The 19,547-nt window shown below is 35.1% G+C and carries 22 protein-coding genes; 21 read left to right on the top strand and 1 reads right to left on the bottom strand.

Translation table 11 applies throughout. The features are described from left to right. The 6 genes from F3I00_RS06420 (at position 1) to mreD (ending at position 5,174) form a co-directional block, all read left to right on the top strand. The gene (locus F3I00_RS06420; RefSeq protein WP_020807169.1) at positions 1-1,260 is read left to right on the top strand and encodes a folylpolyglutamate synthase/dihydrofolate synthase family protein; all 1,260 of its coding nucleotides are present in this window, start codon (positions 1-3) and stop codon (positions 1,258-1,260) included. Beyond that, entirely contained in the window at positions 1,257-1,937 is a 681-nt protein-coding gene (locus tag F3I00_RS06415) for an HAD family phosphatase (protein WP_020807168.1), read from the top strand. Before F3I00_RS06420 ends, F3I00_RS06415 begins: the two co-directional genes overlap by 4 nt. 38 nt (positions 1,938-1,975) lie before the next feature. Beyond that, positions 1,976-2,587: a RadC family protein gene (locus tag F3I00_RS06410; protein WP_020807167.1), complete on the top strand. Its 612-nt coding sequence runs from the start codon at positions 1,976-1,978 to the stop codon at positions 2,585-2,587. A 136-nt stretch (positions 2,588-2,723) separates the two neighbouring features. Beyond that, entirely contained in the window at positions 2,724-3,725 is a 1,002-nt protein-coding gene (locus F3I00_RS06405; RefSeq protein WP_003648591.1) for a rod shape-determining protein, read from the top strand. 64 nt (positions 3,726-3,789) lie between these two features. Further along, complete coding sequence (gene mreC, locus F3I00_RS06400) at positions 3,790-4,641, top strand: rod shape-determining protein MreC (protein ID WP_020807166.1); 852 nt, start codon at positions 3,790-3,792, stop codon at positions 4,639-4,641. Then, entirely contained in the window at positions 4,641-5,174 is a 534-nt protein-coding gene (gene mreD / locus F3I00_RS06395; RefSeq protein WP_020807165.1) for a rod shape-determining protein MreD, read from the top strand. The genes mreC and mreD overlap by 1 nt, the downstream gene beginning before the upstream one ends. A gap of 46 nt (positions 5,175-5,220) precedes the next feature. Here the strand turns inward: mreD and F3I00_RS06390 are convergent, their stop codons facing one another. Next, complete coding sequence (locus tag F3I00_RS06390; protein WP_003648594.1) at positions 5,221-5,349, bottom strand: DUF4044 domain-containing protein; 129 nt, start codon at positions 5,347-5,349, stop codon at positions 5,221-5,223. Positions 5,350-5,447: 98 nt separating this feature from the next. On the opposite strand from F3I00_RS06390, the gene F3I00_RS06385 reads away from it, so the two are divergent. From F3I00_RS06385 to F3I00_RS06315, 15 genes are all read left to right on the top strand, one after another. After that, positions 5,448-5,783, top strand: a complete 336-nt coding sequence (locus F3I00_RS06385; protein WP_003648595.1) for a DUF3397 domain-containing protein — start codon at positions 5,448-5,450, stop codon at positions 5,781-5,783. Between the two features lie 181 nt (positions 5,784-5,964). Beyond that, a complete protein-coding gene (gene mraZ, locus F3I00_RS06380; RefSeq protein ID WP_003648596.1) occupies positions 5,965-6,396 on the top strand; it encodes a division/cell wall cluster transcriptional repressor MraZ in 432 nt (143 codons plus the stop codon). Positions 6,397-6,401: 5 nt separating this feature from the next. Beyond that, positions 6,402-7,349: a 16S rRNA (cytosine(1402)-N(4))-methyltransferase RsmH gene (gene rsmH, locus F3I00_RS06375; protein ID WP_020807164.1), complete on the top strand. Its 948-nt coding sequence runs from the start codon at positions 6,402-6,404 to the stop codon at positions 7,347-7,349. 29 nt (positions 7,350-7,378) lie between these two features. Beyond that, a complete protein-coding gene (gene ftsL / locus F3I00_RS06370) occupies positions 7,379-7,741 on the top strand; it encodes a cell division protein FtsL (protein WP_003647099.1) in 363 nt (120 codons plus the stop codon). Then, the gene (locus F3I00_RS06365; RefSeq protein WP_020807163.1) at positions 7,741-9,891 is read left to right on the top strand and encodes a penicillin-binding protein; all 2,151 of its coding nucleotides are present in this window, start codon (positions 7,741-7,743) and stop codon (positions 9,889-9,891) included. The genes ftsL and F3I00_RS06365 overlap by 1 nt, the downstream gene beginning before the upstream one ends. Positions 9,892-9,916: 25 nt before the next feature. Further along, entirely contained in the window at positions 9,917-10,876 is a 960-nt protein-coding gene (gene mraY / locus F3I00_RS06360; protein WP_003648599.1) for a phospho-N-acetylmuramoyl-pentapeptide-transferase, read from the top strand. 7 nt (positions 10,877-10,883) lie between these two features. Continuing rightward, positions 10,884-12,266: a UDP-N-acetylmuramoyl-L-alanine--D-glutamate ligase gene (gene murD / locus F3I00_RS06355; protein WP_020807162.1), complete on the top strand. Its 1,383-nt coding sequence runs from the start codon at positions 10,884-10,886 to the stop codon at positions 12,264-12,266. Position 12,267: 1 nt separating this feature from the next. Next, a complete protein-coding gene (gene murG / locus F3I00_RS06350; protein WP_065169546.1) occupies positions 12,268-13,380 on the top strand; it encodes an undecaprenyldiphospho-muramoylpentapeptide beta-N-acetylglucosaminyltransferase in 1,113 nt (370 codons plus the stop codon). Positions 13,381-13,398: 18 nt separating this feature from the next. Further along, positions 13,399-14,253 carry a cell division protein FtsQ/DivIB gene (locus F3I00_RS06345; RefSeq protein ID WP_159311034.1) on the top strand — a complete coding sequence of 285 codons (855 nt, stop codon included), beginning with the start codon at positions 13,399-13,401 and terminating at the stop codon, positions 14,251-14,253. Positions 14,254-14,317: 64 nt separating this feature from the next. Beyond that, on the top strand, positions 14,318-15,688 hold the full coding sequence (gene ftsA, locus F3I00_RS06340; RefSeq protein WP_003648603.1) for a cell division protein FtsA: 1,371 nt from the start codon (positions 14,318-14,320) through the stop codon (positions 15,686-15,688). 19 nt (positions 15,689-15,707) lie between these two features. Further along, positions 15,708-17,081, top strand: coding sequence for a cell division protein FtsZ (gene ftsZ, locus F3I00_RS06335; RefSeq protein ID WP_020807159.1), 1,374 nt, complete (start codon positions 15,708-15,710; stop codon positions 17,079-17,081). 18 nt (positions 17,082-17,099) lie between these two features. Continuing rightward, positions 17,100-17,534, top strand: a complete 435-nt coding sequence (locus F3I00_RS06330; RefSeq protein ID WP_003648605.1) for a cell division protein SepF — start codon at positions 17,100-17,102, stop codon at positions 17,532-17,534. Continuing rightward, entirely contained in the window at positions 17,534-17,830 is a 297-nt protein-coding gene (locus tag F3I00_RS06325) for a YggT family protein (RefSeq protein WP_003647107.1), read from the top strand. The genes F3I00_RS06330 and F3I00_RS06325 overlap by 1 nt, the downstream gene beginning before the upstream one ends. A 1-nt stretch (position 17,831) precedes the next feature. Beyond that, entirely contained in the window at positions 17,832-18,629 is a 798-nt protein-coding gene (locus F3I00_RS06320; RefSeq protein ID WP_020807158.1) for an RNA-binding protein, read from the top strand. Between the two features lie 4 nt (positions 18,630-18,633). After that, a complete protein-coding gene (locus tag F3I00_RS06315; RefSeq protein WP_020807157.1) occupies positions 18,634-19,425 on the top strand; it encodes a DivIVA domain-containing protein in 792 nt (263 codons plus the stop codon). Positions 19,426-19,547 lie beyond the last annotated feature (122 nt).

Here is a 19,547-nt window from a genome sequence, read left to right as displayed (position 1 = left end):
GTGAAGTTTACTAATGTTGACCAAGTAATTAACAGAATATATTCTTTACCTAAGCTGCACCCTAAAAATGATTTGAGTTACGTCAAAAGGATTTTAAAACAATTAAATAATCCTCAAGATAGTGTTAAGACAATTCATGTTACCGGGACGAATGGTAAGGGGTCGACATCCTATTATTTGAGTAATCTATTACAAAAGGCCGGTCAAAAGACTGGCCTTTTTGTGTCACCTTATATTTATGAATTTAATGAAAGAATTCAATTAAATGGCAAGAATATAAGTAATAGGGATTTAGTCGAAGTAGCTAACAAAATTGAAGCAGCTATAAAAGAACTGAAAAAAACTGATCCTGATTTTTCTTTAGTAACATTTGAATATGAAGTAGCTCTTGCTTTCCAATTTTTTGCTCAAAAAAAATGTGATTATGCAGTAATTGAAGTCGGAATTGGAGGCGAGCATGATAAGACTAATGTGATTACACCAGAAGTAAGTATCATTACAACTATTGGTTTGGATCATGAGAAAATAATTGGACCAACTTTAGCAGATATTGCTAAGGAGAAAAGTGGCATAATCAAACAGAATAAACCAGTTGTGCTAGGCAATATTCCTCAAGATGTTTTAGATATTTTACTTGATAAAGCTCAAGCAGAAAAATCGAAATCATTTTTATTGGGAAGAGATTTTAAAATTAAATTATCTAAAACAGCTATTGAATATCAAGATTTAGAAAATAAGTATCAATTTTTGAAACGTCCTGTAGTAGAAGCATATGATATTGGGGTGGCAGTTCGGGCGGTTCAACTTTTGAATTTACAGTTAAATAAACAAGAGATTGAAGCGTCGATTAATAAGACGCAAATTCCTGGTAGATATGATATTGTTCAGACTGCACCTAAAATTATTGTCGATGGAGCACACAATTTGCAGGCGATGACGAATCTTTTGCACTTGATTCGAAAAGAGAACCAAGGTCAAATATATATACTTCTTGGAATGATGAAAGACAAGGATTTGGGTCCAGTCACCAATTTATTCGAAGATGAAAAAGTTACCTTAACTCGGATAGATTATCCTAGAGCTGCGAGATTAGAAGATTTTCCTAAAGAAGCTCAGCAAAAATATAATTATGAAGAAAATTTCGAAGTAGCTTATACTAACTTGAAGAATAAATTGAAGCCACATGATATCCTATTAGTGACGGGATCTTTTTATTTGGTTGGTGCAGTTTTGAATTACTGCAAAAGAGGTAAAAAATGAAAGTTGAAAATATTGCTGAACCAATTGAAGGTATCATTTTTGATATGGATGGATTACTAGTTAATTCTGAAAAGCTATATTGGGATGCAAATATTGTTGCCGCTAAAGAAGCAAATTTAGACATTCCAGATGATAGTTACTTAAAGCTTGTTGGTTCCTCGGTTAAAGAAATGGAAGAATTTTATCATCAACATTTTAAGACTGAAGCAGATCGCGATAAGTTTATTAAAAGAACTGATGAGCTAGTTTGGGAGTGGACTGATCAAGGAAAACTGAAGCTTCAAGCAGGTGTACGAGATGCATTAGTAGAGTTTAAAGAAAAAAATATCAAACTCGCAATTGCATCAAGTAATTATGATGAAGTAGTAGCTCATAATTTAGAAGTTCTAAAAATAAAGGACTATTTTAATTTTTATCTAAGCTATAAAGATGTCGAAGCAGGAAAAATAAAGGCTAAGCCTGCACCAGATATTTATTTGCTAGCAGCTCAAAAGATGCAACTGCCAAAAGATAATTTGTTAGTATTTGAAGATTCTAGCACAGGTGTTGCGTCTGCAAGTGCTGCAGGTTTAAAATGCGTAATGGTTCCAGATTTAAAGCAACCAACAATTTTAGATAAAAAGAATGCGACATTAATTTGCAAAGATTTTTACAGTTTTCTTAAAAAAATCAAATAGTTTTTTCGTAATAAATATCAAAGGAGTAATTGATATTTATGAAAAAAGAAGAACTATTGCAAACTGATGTCGATCTAGTAAAAAAATTAGCTAGATCTTTGAAAGAAAAAGATATTGTTACTTTTGATAGTTTATTTAAAAAGCTAGAAGAAGCAGGCATAAGTAGTTTTAAGGAAATGTGGCAGTATGCGGCTAGTCCCAAATGCGAAGATGAATTAGCAGTCGTACTGCAGCTCATGCTAGAGCGTATAAAAGGCGTTAATAATAAAGAAATTGAGAGTTTCTATTCTAGTTCGCAGGTAGGATGCTATATAGCTGATAAGTTATGTGGCCGTCCGCAAGAAGAACTATATGGAATTTATCTTGATTCAAAGAATAAAATTATTGCTGAAAAGTTGATTTTTCAAGGGACAGTAAATAGGGCAGTTGCCCATCCACGAGATATCTTTCGCTGGGCAGTAATTTATAACAGTACGGCTTTTTTTGTAGCTCATAATCATCCAAGTGGGGATGAACAACCATCTCAGCATGACCTGCGATTTACTAAGAAATTAGCAGAGGCAAGTAAGTGTATGGGAATTGATTTTCTGGATCATTTTATTGTGACTGATAATACTTATTTAAGCTTTCGAGAGATGGAACTTCTTTAAGTCTTCCTTAAGTATGAGCAAATTTTCTTAAAGCAAATTTTTACATTAGATTTTCTATGCTATAATATCTAAGACTAAATAAAGATACGATTTAGGCTAAAATAATTAAAGAGATAAATTTAAGGAGAGATTTTGCGTGTTTGGATTAGGATCTAAAAATATTGGGATTGATTTGGGAACTGCCAACACACTCGTTTATATTGAAGGTAAAGGCATCGTTTTGCGTGAGCCTTCTGTTGTTGCTAAAAATACTCAAACGGGTGAAGTTATTGCTGTTGGTTCAGAAGCCAAAGAAATGATTGGTAGAACTCCTGGCTCAATTGTTGCTATTCGTCCGATGAAAGATGGAGTAATCGCTGACTACGATACAACTGCTGCAATGCTCAAATATTTCATGGAAAAGACTGTGGGTAATTCAAAGCCTGCTGCTATGATCTGTGTACCTTCAGGTGTAACAGAAGTTGAAAAGAGAGCAGTTATTGATGCGGCTAGAGTTGCAGGTGCACGTGAAGCATACGTGATTGAAGAACCATTTGCAGCAGCTATTGGTGCTGGTCTTCCTGTTATGGATCCAACCGGCTCAATGGTAGTTGATATTGGTGGTGGAACTACTGATGTTGCAACTATTTCATTAGGTGGTATTGTATCCTCCCGTTCTACTAGAATGGCAGGAGATAAGTTCAATAGTGCAATTGCAACTTACATTCACCAAAACTACAATTTATTAATTGGTGAACGAACCGCTGAAACAATTAAGATTCAGATTGCTTCTGCTTCAGTTGAAAAGGCAAAAGAAATTGAATCAATGAATATCCGTGGTCGTGATCTTGTAACAGGATTGCCAAAATCAATTGATATTGAGGCAGTAGATGTTTCAAAGGCAATTCAAGAAGTAGTTCAAAATATTATTGTAGCGATTAAAGAAACTTTGGAAGAAACTTCTCCTGAAATCGCTGCAGATGTTATTGATCATGGTATTGTGTTAACAGGTGGTGGAGCTCTTTTAAAGAACTTACCAGAGGTTATTTCAGACGCTACTAAAGTTCCAGTCTTTATTGCTCAAGATCCACTTGATTGTGTTGCAATTGGTACCGGTGAATCTCTCAAAAATATTGAAGTTATGCGTAAGAGACGTTAATTTGGAGACCGGCGTAAAAGCCGGTCTTTTTCTATTAACTTTTAAATTAGGAAGATAGTAGTAGATGAAAAAATTTCTCAAAAACAAAAAGTTATTGACAATTTTCGTACTAGTTATTTTAGTTTTAAGTATGTTGTCTATTTCCATCCGCTTACGTAATAAGAGAGAAACGCCATTCTTAGTTCAAAAAATTGGTAATGATACAGTTTCAATTGTTACAAGAGTAGTGAATTGGCCAATTAATTTGGTCTCTAATGGGGTGGCTAATGTCGAAGATTTATTCAATACTCAAGCTGAAAATGATCATTTGAAAAAACAAATTGATAACCTCGCTCAAACTAAGGCACGGAACAGCTCTTTGGAAGCAGAAAATACGCAATTAAAACAAGCTCTAAAATTAAAGAAAACTTTAACCGACTATACTATCATCAATGGGTCCGTAATTTCTCGTGCTGCTGATACTTGGTCAGATTTATTAGTTATTGATCAAGGGTCACGAGCTGGAGTTAGGAAAAATATGCCAGTAATGTCTGGTAAAGGCGTAATCGGAAGAGTGGTTGAGGTAAATAGTACAACTTCTAAAGTTGAATTAATTACTACAACTGATAAGTCTACAAATAAGTTTGCTGTAGAAGCTGATGCAGCTAATGGTAAAAAGGTGCATGGTGTGATTTCTGTTGAAGGAAATAATCAATTAGCGTTTACACAAGTGGTTGATGGGCAGAAATTAAAAAAAGGTACTCAAGTTTATACTAGTGGAATGGGTGGTTTATCACCAAAAGGTCTTTTAATCGGAACAGTTACAAAGACAACACGAGATACTTTTGGCTTATCAGATGTTGTTGAAATTCAGCCGGCTGGTAACCTTAATGATCCATCGGTTGTATCTGTAATTAAAAGAAAGGTTGAAGAGTAATGGCAGAATTGCGTCGATGGTATGTTGCCATTGCCTTATTTATGGCGCTAATTTTGGATGGAGTATTAGCCTATAATTTACAAACTTTTATCTTTCATCGAGGCTTTTCTGGCAGTTGCTGGCTGACAGTTGTTGGGATTACTTTAATAGCCCTATGCGATGATAAAAATGATGCCAATATCTGGCTTTGTTTGGGTTTAGGCCTTATTGCGGACCTTTACTATTTAGGCGTGATTGGTATCTATACAGTAGCATTTCCTTTAATTTGTTTTCTTATTCAACAGAGTGCACGTTTTCTTCCTGAAGTATTTTGGTTTCGCTTGTTAATTTGTTTAGTTGTTTATCTCTGTGTGAGCTTTTATGTTTATCTAACATTAAATCTAGTAGGGATAATACAATTATCTTTTGCAAGTTTTTTAAATAGTATTTTACCTAATTTGCTATGGTGTTTTATCTTAGTTTTGTGTGCTTATTGGTTTTGGGTAAAACTTGCTGAAGAGTATCCATTTTTGAAAAAGGAATATTATTTTTAAACAAAAAGGAGTCGCACGATTGCGACTCCTTTTTTGCGTAAAATAATTAAAATTGAAAGACACCAGTTCCGATTAAGGCAGTAGCTACTACACCAAGGAGGGTAATCACTGCCATGAACCAGGCCATAACAATAGTTAATTTCTGAAATCCGGATTTTTTCTTACGTTTTCTCATAGCTGCCTCCTAAATTAATAATTCTAGTTTACCATGATTTTAATTATAATTTTATATTTAATTGAAATAGTTTAAAATAAACTTATTGGAGGTCTTTCATGAATTTTTTGCTTATCTTTTTAGTCCCTTTATGTGGGATCGTCGTTGCAGCTTTTTTAATGAAGTTATTTCCTAAGGCTCAATTTAGTGGTTATGATATTTTACCATTTTTTTTCATTGCAGCTTGTCAGCTCTTGACGCAAGAAACTAAGCAACCGTCATTTTTGCCTTATGGTTTTTTATTATATTTTATTTTGGTAGTAATTGTTTCTGTTTATACCGCTGTCAAGAATAAAAATATTTCTGTTGCAAAAACTTTGGGTACATTGTGGCACTATCTCGCTGCTTCATCCATTGTTTGGTATGTGGGTCTCTTAATTTTGCTGTTATTATAACGTTTTTCCCCACTTTTTCTATTAAAAATCAAAGTGCTCTTATCCTTGTGATAAGGGCATTTTGTTTTGGATAAAATTATGATTATCATAAAATAACAGAATATCTAAATAAAAAGTGTAAAACTTGTGGTAGAAAGTGGGGAAGTGTGGTAAACTATTCATTGGAAAGGGGGTCTAGACCATGTTCATGGGCGAGTATCATCATAATCTCGACAGTAAAGGGCGGCTCATTATACCGGCCAAATTTAGAGACGAGATTGGCGAGAAGATGGTATTTACTCGTGGAATGGAGGGCTGTATTTTTGGCTATCCAATCGAAGAATGGCAAAAAATTGAGGCTAAGTTAGCCAAACTTCCACTGACAAAGAGAAGTGCACGTAAGTTTACGCGTCTTTTCTACTCAGGTGCGATGGAGAGTGAGTTCGACAAGCAAGGACGTGTTAATCTGACCATGACACTGAAAGAGCATGCCGCACTCACTAAGGAATGTGTGATCGTTGGTGTTTCTAATCGAATTGAAATTTGGTCAGCAGAACGCTGGAATGATTTCTCAGAAGAAGCCAATGAGAACTATGACGATATCGCAGAAGACTTGGATGACATCGAGTTATAAAAATTATGAAATTCAAGCATAAAAGTGTGCTTTTGCACGAAACAATAGACAATTTAAATCCAAAAGATGATGGTCTTTATGTTGACGCAACTTTTGGTGGTGGCGGTCATGCCCGATATCTACTCAGTAAATTGAATAGAGGAACAGTTATTGGATTTGATCAAGATGAATATGCAATTTCGATGGTAAAAGAAAGTTTTGCTGAGGAATTGAAACCAGGAGCTGAACCTAAATTAATACTGGTTCACGATAACTTCTGTCATTTGAAAAAAAATCTGGTAGAGCTGGGAATTTCAGATGGAATAGATGGTATATATTACGATCTTGGAGTTTCGTCTCCGCAGTTTGATCAACCTGAACGAGGTTTCTCTTATCGATTTGATGCTCGATTAGATATGAGGATGGATCAAAGCCAAGAGTTAGATGCCTATACAATTATAAACACTTGGTCACAAAAAGAACTAAGTGACATTTTGTATAAGTATGGAGATGAAAAGTTTTCTCGTCAGATTGCTAGAAAGATAGTAGATCGAAGAAGAGAAAAACCGATTGTAACTACATTTGATTTGGTAGATGTAATTAAGGATGCAATTCCAGCATATGCAAGACGAAGTGGAGGGCATCCTGCTAAGAAGAGCTTTCAAGCAATTCGAGTTGCAGTTAACAATGAATTAGGTGTATTGCAAGAATCTCTTGAAGAAGCAATTAAGCTATTGAGACCGGGTGGTCGAATTAGTGTGATTACTTTTCAGTCTCACGAAGATAAAATCGTCAAAAAGATCTTTAAAAAGTATTCTGAAGTCGAGATACCACGCGGAATGCCGATGGTTCCGGCTGACAGTAAACCAACATTGCGATTAATTAGTCGCAAACCTATCATGGCAAGTAGTGATGAATTAGAAGAAAATAACCGCTCACACAGTGCCAAGTTAAGGGTTGCAGAGAAATTATAGTTTTTTAGTTAATATTTAAGGAGAAGAAGATGGCTGATAGCTCAGCAAGAAATTTAAATTATCAACAAAGTCAACAGCAGACTGAGCAGCCAAAGAAAGCAATTGTTCTTAATCCCAAAAGCGTTCCTTGGACAGCATTTGAAAAAAGTTTAGTCGTTCTAGGTTCACTTATTACATTAGGATTAATGATTTTATTGGTTTCAGCCAGCATTTCTGCTACTAGTGCCCAGCACCAGTTAGCAAATGTTGAGCAGACGATAATTTCTCAAAAGAGTCATAACACTGATCTTCGTCAGGAGATTGGTGAATTAACGTCAACTACTAGAATTAATAAAATTGCCCGTGATCAAGGCTTGCACTTGGTTGAGAGTAACATTAGGAATGTTCGTTAATGAAAAAGTTTAATAACTTAAATAGAAATAGATCCAAAGCCCACGGCTACCGCTTTACGGTGGGGAGAATCCTCCAGCTAGTCTTGGCTTTGGTTTTTCTTGTATTTATAGGTAGATTTTTATATATAGGTATTTCGAATCAGGTTGCTGGTGAGAATTTAAATAAGCGAGTAAATCAAATTTACCGGCGAAATGAAGTTCTAAAAGCAACGAGAGGAACAATTTATGATAAAAATGGTTTAACTCTTGCAGAAGATGCCCATGTTTTTACTGTATATGCAATTTTAGACAAGAGTTCAATTGATTATCATAATAAGCCAATGTATGTGACAAACAAACGTAAGACCGCACAAAAGTTGGCCGAGGTGCTTCCGTTAAGTGAAGAAAAAATATATTCATATTTGACGCCGAAGCATAAGGCTTTTCAGGTAGAATTTGGTTCTGCGGGTACTGGCTTAACATTGTCTCAAAAGAAAAAGATTGAGGCGATGAAGTTACCAGGAATTAAATTTGTCGAAACGCCATCTAGGCTTTATCCAAATGGTAATTTTGCTTCGCATATTATTGGCTTAGCTCAACCTCAAAAAAGTCAGGGAACAAGTAATTTAGTCGGTACTATGGGAATCGAGGCTTATTTTGACAAACAGTTAGCGGGTAAAGATGGTTATCGTGAAGCATTTGTGGATGCAGAAAATTATCAATTACCTAATGGTCAAAAGACAACTCGTGCAACTCAAGATGGCGATAATATTTACTTAACGCTTGATTCAAGACTCCAAAGTTATTTGGAAGTTTTAATGTCTCAAGTACAAGATAAATATAAGCCGAAGGCGCTAACAGCAGTTGTAGAAGATATCAAAACTGGTAAAATTTTGGCTGCTTCTCAGCGTCCTACTTTTAACCCTCAGACCAAACAAGGTTTAGATACTTCTTGGCGTAATATACTAGTTCAAGATTCTTATGAACCAGGTTCAGTTTTTAAGGTCTTGACTTATTCAAGTGCAATTGAAAGTGGAAATTACAACCCTAATGAGCAATATAAATCTGGTGCAGTTACTGTTCAAGGATCAACAATTCATGACTGGAATAATAGTGGTTGGGGAAGTATTCCATTTAGCCAAGCATTTCCAAGATCAAGTAATGTTGGGTTTGTAAAGCTTGAGCAAAAGATGGGAGCTAAGACATGGAAAGAGTATTTAAATAAATACAGAATTGGCAAAAAAACAGGAGTAACCCTTCCTGGTGAAACAGCTGGAATTTTAAACTTTTCTACCCCATTAAACCAAGCAGTTACAGCATTTGGACAGGGTGTTAACGTTAATGCGATGCAAATGATGCAAGCATATAGCGCTTTAGCAAATAATGGACAAATGGTGAAGCCGCAATTTGTTGAGAAAATAGTTTCTCCTTCAGGAAAAGTAGTAGAAAAATTCCACCGTACAAAAGTTGGTGCTCCAATTTATTCTGCTAAGACAGCAAAAACTGTTTTAAAAGGAATGCAAGATGTCGTGAATGCATCTTATGGTACAGGGGCTGCTTATAAGATGCCAGGAAAGAGTATCGCTGTTAAAACTGGTACGGCTCAAATTGCTGGACCACATGGAGGATATTTAACAGGTGATAATAACTATATTTTCTCTGTAGTTGGTGTAACGCCTGCTAATAATCCACGCTATTGTGTTTATTTAACAATGAAGCAACCTCAAAAGATGTCTAAACCAGCAGAAACAATTCTTTCTTCTATTTTTAAGCCGATTATGAATCGTTTGATTTCTCTTTCAGATTCGACAGCAAAGGTTAACGAAAAAGTAACTGTTCCAGCTTTAACTGGTAAAAGTATTGAAAAAGCGAAAGAAGAGGCTAACAACGTTGGCGTTTCAATTGAGATTATCGGAACTGGCAAAACAGTTAGTCGTCAATCAGTTAGTGCCGGGGTAAAACAAGGTACGGATGATAAGATTTTCTTATTTACCGGTGGTCAAGTTACTTGCCCGAACATGGTCGGGTGGACAGAAGCTGAGGTTAATAGCTTTATGACAACAACTGATATTCCAATTACAATTAATGGAAAAGGGAAAGTTACAAAACAATCTATTCCATCTGGAAAAGTAATTGATAAAAATAGTAAGTTATCAGTAAACTTGAAATAACAAAAAGTTAAAGGAGTAATACAAAATGCAGTTTTCTTTGATACCGTTCATTAGCAGTTTTGCTCTTACGGTTATCTTCTTACCGTTGTTTATTGGCTTTATGCGAATGAAACATGAAGGCCAAGTGATTAGAGATGAAGGGCCAAAATGGCATGAGAAAAAATCTGGTACCCCAACTATGGGTGGAGTTGTCTTCATGCTTGCCAGTGTTATTTCCACCTTATGGGTTTTAATTTGGCAGAAAGATTTAAATAAGACTACTTGGATTTTAATTATCGCTTTTTTAGGCTATGGAATTATTGGTTTCTTAGATGATGGAATTAAGTTATATTTCAAACGTAATTTAGGATTAAAAGCTTGGCAGAAATTGCTAGGTCAAATTATCATTGCTGCTTTGATTATTGCCCTAGCATTTAGCGATCATTTTGCTTTTGAATTATATATTCCATTTGCAGGAATGGTAAGAAATTCTTTCTTATTCAGTTTATTTGTACTTTTCTGGTTAGTTGGATTTTCAAATGCAGTTAATTTATCTGACGGCTTAGATGGTTTAGCAACTGGTTTATCTATTATTGCTTACGCAACTTATGCTTGGATTGCCTACCAAGAAAGAAATTGGGTAATTGTTGCATTTACTTTAAGTGTAATTGGTGGTTTAGTTGGTTTCTTTATTTTTAACCACAAACCAGCTAAAATTTTCATGGGGGATGCAGGTTCCTTAGCTCTTGGCGGAGGATTAGCAACTGTATCAATTTTCCTTCATCGGCCATGGTCATTACTTTTAATCGGAATTGTATTTGTTTTAGAAACACTCAGTGTTATTTTGCAAGTCATTTCTTTCCAAACTACTGGAAAAAGAATTTTCAAGATGACACCGATCCATCACCATTTCGAAATGCTTGGCTGGTCTGAATGGAAAGTTGATATCGTATTTTGGATTGTTGGTTTAATTGGAAGCATTATTTATTTAATTATCTGGGGTTAATTTTAAAATGAAAAAAATAAAAACATATGAAAATAAAAATATTTTAATTTTAGGTTTAGGAAAGAGTGGCTTTTCAGTAGCTAAACTTCTTTTAAAGCTAGGTGCTAAACTTACCTTAAATGATAAAAAGGACTTATCTAATGATGACCGCGCAGCCGAATTAGAGAAGTTAGGTGTTCGAGTTATTTCGGGACATCATCCAGTAGAGATTTTTGATAAGGAAAAATTCGACTATCTTGTTAAAAACCCCGGCATTCCTTATGAAAATCCAATGGTTGAAAAAGCGCTAAAACTAAACATTCCAGTTATCACTGAACCAGAGATTGCACTTAATGTAAGTGAAGCTCCATATGTTTGTGTTACTGGTTCAAATGGTAAAACGACTACTGTCATGCTCACACAAAGAATTATGGATCATCATTTATCTAAAAAAGGTAGTCATGCTTATGCAGTTGGTAATATTGGTGTGCCAATTTCAGAAGTTGTCGAAAAAGCTACAAATAAAGATTTACTTGTAGTAGAAATGTCTAGCTTCCAATTGCTTGGTGTAACAGATATTAAGCCTAAAGTAGCGGCCATTGTAGATATTTACAACAATGTTCATCTTGATTACCATAAGACCTTTGATAATTATGTTGAAGCTAAACTAAGAATTACTCAATCACAAGATCAAAACGATTATTTTATTGCTAACTTTGATCAAAAGAATATTTTAGACAGAGAATTAAAGAAAACTAAAGCTAAAGTCCAAACATTTTCTGAAACAGATAAGACAGCAGATTATTTTATTGGTGATGAATATCTTGAAAGTAAAGATGATCATCAAATTATGAAGATCAGCGATATTAAGATCCCAGGTATTCATAACCAACAAAATTGCCTAGTAGCAATTGCTATTTCTAAATTGATGGGTGCAGACGACAGTGATATTCAATATGCATTAAGTACTTTTACTGGTGCTACACACCGTCTGCAATATGTAATGACTTACAATGATCGTAAGATTTATAATGATTCAAAATCAACTAATATTGAAGCAGCTACAGTAGCTATTCCTTCGTTTAAAGAACCAGAAGTTTTAATTGCTGGTGGATTAGATCGTGGCTTTATGTTTGATTCTCTTGTCCCACTATTTAAAAAACATGTAAAATCAATTGTGCTTTATGGTGAAACTAAATATCTTTTAGCTGATGCTGCTCGTAAAGCTGGCATTAAAGATATTGTTATTGTTAATACTTTACAAGAAGCTGTTCCACGTGCATATGAACTGAGTGAAGCAGGAGATGTTATTTTGTTCTCACCAGCATGTGCTTCTTGGGATCAATTTAATACTTTTGAAGAACGTGGAGACTTTTTTGTAAAATTTATTAAGGAATTAAAGACTAAGTAAAATGAGAGTAATTTTTTCTGGTGGCGGAACTGGTGGCCACATTTATCCAATTATGGCGTTAATCGAGCGTTTGAAAGAACGTAAGTTAGTTACAAACGATGAGATCTTATTTGTCGGAACTGATCGTGGATTAGAGTCTAAGATCGTTCCCGCAGCTGGAGTTCCTTTTAGAACATTAAAAATCAAAGGATTTGATCGTAAACATCCTTTAAAGAACTTTGAGACAATTGAGCTCTTCATTAAAGCTACTAAAGAAGCCAAACAAATTATCAAGGATTTCAAACCTGATGTAGTAGTCGGAACTGGTGGGTACGTTTCAGGTGCGATTGTTTATGAAGCAGCCAAAATGCATGTACCAACAATTATTCATGAATCTAATTCTGTTGTTGGATTAGCTAATAAATTCTTAGCGCATTATGTCGATAAAATTTGTTACACATTTGATGATGCTGCAAAGCAGTTTTCAGAAAAAAAGAAACTTGTTAAAACGGGAAATCCACGCTCTCAGCAAGTTCTGGGACTAAACAAAGAAAACGTTGATATTGCTAAAAAGTGGGACTTAAATCCTAATATGCCAACTGTTCTGATCTTTGGTGGTTCTCGTGGCGCTTTGGCAATTAATCAAATCGTTGAAAAATCTCTTCCAGAACTTGAAACAAAGCCATATCAAGTTATTTGGGCTACTGGGCAACTATATTATGGTGATGTCAAAAAGAAATTGGCTGGCAAGAAAATTAGCTCAAACGTGAAAATTGTACCTTATATTGATAATATGCCAGGTTTATTACCACAAATGACTTGTGTTGTAGCAAGATCAGGTGCAACTAGTTTGGCCGAATTTACTGCACTTGGAGTTCCTGTAATTTTGATTCCTAGTCCTAATGTAACTCATAATCATCAAATGAAGAATGCGGTGGATATGGAAAAAGCAGGCGCTGCTCTAGTGATTGCAGAAGATGATTTGAATCCAAATAATTTTGTATCGTCGATTGATCATATTCTGCTGGATACAAATTATGCTAAACAGATGAGTGAAGCATCAAAGAGATTAGGTGTACCGGATGCATCTGATCAAGTAATTTCAGTAATGGAAGGTTTAATTAAAAACAAATAATGAAAGGAAGTGAGGTATGTGACCAAAAAGAAAGATAAAATAACCAAGAAAGATCCTAAAAAAGAATTATCGGGATGGATTGATTATAAAAATAAAGTTAATAATAATGAGAAAAAACGGGTCTCTGCCTCACTAACTAAATTGCAGGCTGAACGACGACATGCTTTGTTAACACGCTTGGGATTTATAATTCTTTTTTCATTATGCTGTATTTTTGCCTTGGGCTATTATGTATCTCCAAAAGCTAATGTAGCAAGTGTTCAGGTGAAGGGTGCACCCGAGTTAAATAGTAAGCAGGTAGTTAAAACTGCAAATATTTCTCCTGGAAATAAGATTGTATTTTGTTTACTAAAAGGAAAAGAATACAGTAAGCAATTGTCGGATGCTTTTCCTGAAATAGAAAAAGTACAGGTGAGTGTACAGAATACTAATCATTTAATTCTAACTATTAAAGAACGTCCAATTATTGGTTATATCCATGAAGGGATAGGTTATCGAAAAATTTTGGCTACAGGAAAAGTGGGTAGTCAGGTGATTGATAAAAACAAAATTGATAAAAATAAACTTTTATTTATTGGATATAATCAGAAAGTTTCTCTTAGCGAAGATATTAAGGTTTATGCCAGTCTCCCACAACATATTCGCGATCAAGTAAAGATGCTGAGTGGTGAAACGCGCAGACCGACACAGATCGTTTTAGTAATGAAAGATAATAATATAGTTATTGGAAATCTTTCAACAATTAAAAGCAAGATACAGTACTATGACAAAATCAAGAGTCAGCTTAAAGAACCGTCAGTAATTGACTTTGAAATTGGCGCTTATAGCAGGCCGCTAACACAAGCAGAAAAAGTAAAATTAGGGCTGACTTGAGATTAGTGAGAATGTAAGCCATATGTTAAAATTTATTGTATAGTTATGTTTTGGGGGCATTACCTTGGATAAAACTGATTTACTTGTAGGCTTGGATATAGGAACAACAAGTGTAAAAGCAGTTGTCGCAGACACTGCATCAAATGAAATGCAAATTATTGGTGCCGCAAATGGACCTACCAAAGGAATGCGGCATGGAAAAATAGTTGATATTGATCAAACTGCTGAAAGTATCAGTGCTGTTTTAAAGAAAGTAGCACAAAAGACAAATTCTAAAATTTATCGAGTAGTGACTGGAATTCCAGTAGGCTTATTACAATTGGAGAATGCAGTCGGATTAATTAATATTGAAGAAAATGGTAGAGAAGTTACGGATAACGATGTAAAACGTGTTTTAGTAACTGCGATCGATACTGCTTTAAAAGATGGTAGAGAAGCAATTGCTTTTTTACCTAATAAATTTTTAATTGATGGAAAAACGGATGTGGACGATCCAAGAAAAATGATCGCGCATTCTCTCGAAGTTCATGGCATATTATTAACTGCGCCTAGTGCCGACCTGCACAATATTCGCAAAGCTATTGAAAGAGCAGGGTATCAAAATAACTTCTTTGTTCCTACACCATTAGCAATTGCAAGTGTGGCTCTTGATGAAGGCGAGAGAACATTTGGAACAATTATTCTCGATTTAGGTGGAGGTTCAACGACAGCCACTGTAATTCACGAAAATAAGATTAAGTACGCGACAATTGATTTAGAAGGTGGAATTGATATCACCAATGATATCTCAGTTGTCCTGAATACATCTAAAAAAGAAGCTGAAAAGATCAAATTGCAATTTGGATATGCTGATCCAAGTTTAACTTCTAGTGACAATCAATTTCCAGTTAATGTGGTAGGCGAGAATGCTCCTAAGATGATTGATGAAGAGTATTTGAGTGAAATAATCAATGCTCGTCTTGATCAAACCTTTAGTCGAATTGGAAAGGGACTAAAGTCTCATGATGCATTTAGCCTGCCGGGCGGTGTTGTGATTACGGGTGGAAGTAGTGCACTTCAAGGAATTGACGATATTGTAAAAGACGATTTTGGCGTTAAAGCTCGAATTTTTCAACCTGACCAAATGGGACTACGGAATCCAATGTATGCAGCAGGCTATGGAGTAGTAAATTATGCTTATAGCTTGGCAGATATTGACTATTTAGTTAACAGCGTTATTTATGGAAATCAGGTTGCTACACCTGTTTCTAATCAATCTTCGTCTCAAGAAAATATGAAATTTTTCAAAAGACGTCTAACTCCTAGTGAAATGGAGCAGAAAGAAGATTATAATAAGACTAGTGCTACATCAACGGTCTCTACGTCTGAAGAGAATGATGATAATAAGAATAATAAAAAAGGAATCAAAGAATTCTTTAAGAAATTTTTTGATTAATAATAAGGTGGTTTAGTAAATGGATTTTACTTTCGATTCTGATGACAACAAAAATGCAGTCATTAAAGTAATCGGTGTTGGCGGTGCCGGTGGTAACGCCGTTAACCGAATGATTGATGAAGGAGTACAAGGTGTTTCTTTTATTGCTGCAAATACTGATGTACAAGCTCTTAATAGCAATAAAGCAGAAAACAAGATTCAGCTTGGACCTAAACTTACTCGTGGTTTAGGTGCGGGTTCTCATCCAGAGGTTGGTCAAAAAGCTGCCGAGGAGAGTCAACAGACAATTGAAGACTCACTTAAAGGTGCAGATATGATCTTTATTACCGCTGGTATGGGTGGTGGTACTGGTACTGGTGCTGCTCCAGTAATTGCTAAGATCGCACGTGAAACTGGCGCTTTAACTGTTGGAGTAGTTACTCGTCCATTCACTTTTGAAGGACCAAAGCGTTCAAAAAATGCGGCAGAAGGAATTGCTCAATTAAAGCAATATGTTGATACTTTAGTTATCATTGCTAATAATCGTTTGTTAGAAATGGTTGATAAGAAGACGCCTATGATGGATGCCTTTAAAGAAGCTGATAATGTTCTTCGTCAAGGTGTTCAAGGTATCTCTGATTTGATTACTTCAACTGACTATGTGAACCTTGACTTTGCTGATGTTAAGACTGTTATGGAAAATCAAGGTGCAGCCTTAATGGGAATTGGCCGTGCTAGTGGTGAAAATAGAACTGTTGAAGCTACTAAACTTGCTATTTCTTCTCCATTATTGGAAGTTTCAATTGATGGTGCTAAGCAAGTATTGCTTAACATTACTGGGGGACCAGATTTAACTTTATTTGAAGCTCAAGATGCTTCTGATATTGTTTCAAAAGCTGCTGGTGATGGAGTAAATATTATTTTTGGTACATCAATTAATGCAAACTTGGGCGATGAAGTTGTAGTTACAGTAATTGCTACTGGAATTGACTCAAAAGCAGAAGAAGAGGCTTCAAAACAACCAATGCGTCGCCCTTCACGTCCAAGCCGTCAAGAAGTAGTAAATCCAGAACCTGCAAAGAAGGAAGAAACTGAAACAGTTCCTTCACCAATGGAAAATTCAGAAGTTAAAGTTGAAAATACAGTTTCAAACGAAACTTCTGCTCCAGCTACTCCAGAAGTAAATGCAGAAAAGAAAGAATCTCAAGATACTTTACTTGACCCCACAAGCGTTTGGAAGCAAGATAGAAAAGAAAATAAGCGTCCACAACCTGTAGAAAATGAAGAAAAAGATGACGATGAGTTCGATTCATTTAGTTCAGACGACTCTACTAGCATTTCTCAAATCGAAACTAGTGCAGATGATGAATCAGACAATGATATTCCATTCTTCAAGCATCGTCGTCAGGATTAATATTTGGAGGAAAATATTATGGCTTTTGACAAATTAGGCAGATTTTTTGGTATTGCTGAAGATGATGAAATGAATGAAGCACCATATTCTGAAGCAGAACAACAAGGGGAAGAAGTTCCTCAAGCTCAAAAAAATGAGAGAAGAGCTAATGTTGTTTCTATCAATTCAGGCGTAGGTGCTACTAGCAAGATTGTATTGTACGAACCACGTGTATATTCCGATGCAAAAGAAGTAGCTCAAAATCTTCTCAATAACAAGGCTGTTATTATTAATTTTGCTCGTATGGATGATGAACAGGCACGTAGAATAGTTGATTTTATTACTGGTACTGTTTATGCCTTAAACGGTGAAATTCAGCGCGTTGGCGATAAGATCTTTTTGGCAACTCCACCTAAATTTGAAACTGATGGCAAAATTGCTGAATTAGTTGAAAAGAAAGATAAAATGGATTAATGATATTTTCAATTGTAGGCTGGATATTACGTATTATCTCTGATTTATTGAATATCTATAGCTTTCTGATTGTAATTTATACTTTACTAACTTGGATTCCAAGGTTACTTGTAACTAAAGTTGGTCGAGTACTAGGAAAAATTGTCGAGCCTTATTTGGAGATATTTGAACGTTTCATCCCTCCAATTGCTGGAATTTCCTTTGCTCCAGTGGTAGCTTTATTAGTAATTTATTTTGTAAATAATTATGTTCTTTATTGGATAGCAAATATAATTAGGTACGTACTTATTAGATAAAATGGAAAAAAGACAAGCTAGTAGTTTTTATCAACATTTTGATGAAAGTGAAAGACCGACGGTAGATTATTTCGTCGGTCTTTTTAATCAATTTTTATTTAAAAATGAGCCAATTTTGACTGATTTCTTAAATCCTAGGGAACAATATATTTTTAGAGAAATTGTTGGTGGCTATGCACAATTGTATAGCTTTGGTGGTTTTTCAAATGCTGAAAAAAAGAGGTTGCTTTTATGCGATTGGATTCAAGCATATGAACCCTCAATGTTTAAAATTACACTTTTTGAAATTGCTTATCCACATAAATGGGCTGTACTTACTCATAGTCAAATCCTGGGTGTCTTGACCCATCTAGGTATTAAATTAGATACTTTTGGCGATATTATCAATGATGAGAATGGAACGTGGCAGTTTTTTGTTAAAACTGAATTGAAGAATTACTTCCTTGAACAAGTTACTCGTGTTGGTAGGACAAAAGTAAAGTTGCATGAATTTCCACTTTCAAAAGTTTTAGTGCAAGAAGATGATAGCAAAGAATTGAGTGTGATTACCATTTCTTTACGTTTAGATGCAGTGGTTAGCGCTGTTACTAATTTAAGTAGAAGCCAAGTTAAAAAGATGATTGAAGATGGTGAAGTAAAATTAAATTGGCATCTTGTAGCTCAATCTAATATAATTGTTTCTGTACAGGATATGCTTAGTATTCGCCATTATGGTAGATATGAGATTATTAATCTTACCACTACGAAGAAAGGTAAGAAACGACTTGAAATAAAGGCATGGCAAGCAAAGAAAAGGTGATAATATGACATTGACGCCAATGGATATTCATAATAAAGAGTTTGCAACTAAACTTCGTGGATATGATTCCAAACAGGTAGATAGTTTTTTAGATCGAATTGTTGATGCATATGGGGATGCACTTGACCAAATTGTTGATTTAAAAAATGAAAATGTTGAGTTAAAAAAATGTGTTGAAAAATATGACAAAGTAAAAGATTCGATTAATGAATCCTTAATTTCTGCACAAGAAAATGCTGAAGAAATTAAAAAGAAGACAAATGTCGAAGCTCAAGAAATTATCAAAAAAGCTAATCAAGACGCGGATGATATTCTTAAAAAGGCTCAAGATGATGGGGATAAAAAGAGAGCCGAACTTCAGAGCCAGTATGATACTTTGAATCATGATTATGATTTGCTTAAGGCAAAAGTTGAAGACTTTAGAGAAGCCGTTCAAGGAATGTTAAAGGATCAAGTTAAAGAATTAAGTGATTCTGATTGGCAATATTACTTAGATAAATATTATGGTCGTTCACGTTTGTATCCAGCAGATGGATCGCAACCAGTTGAAGATGAGTCAATTCCTGATGGTCCAATGGATAACGAAGTAGCACCACAAGAAAATGTTGTATCAGCTAATCCAGAGGTTGACAATAATGCGGTAAATGAAGTAAACTCTGTTCAAGAAAAGGAAGATAAGCCAGGTGTCTTGACCGGAGATAGTCCAGTTAAGGAAAGCATGCATGCTACAGAAGAAAATACCCAGCGGCGTGATGGTCCTGTAATTATTTTCCCAGATGATTTAAAAAATAACTAATTTAAGTCGACAGTACCAACAAGTAGACGATTTAGCGAGTTAGTGATGGTGAAAGACTAACACGTGTCGAAAGTTAATCAGCTGCCAATTGGCTTAAACGTTTGTCTGTGCGATACACAGAT

Source organism: Lactobacillus sp. JM1, from assembly GCF_009834385.1.
Classification (GTDB): domain Bacteria; phylum Bacillota; class Bacilli; order Lactobacillales; family Lactobacillaceae; genus Lactobacillus; species Lactobacillus paragasseri.
Note: the sequence above shows the minus strand (reverse complement) of the source record. Positions and strands in the feature narration are given on the sequence as shown.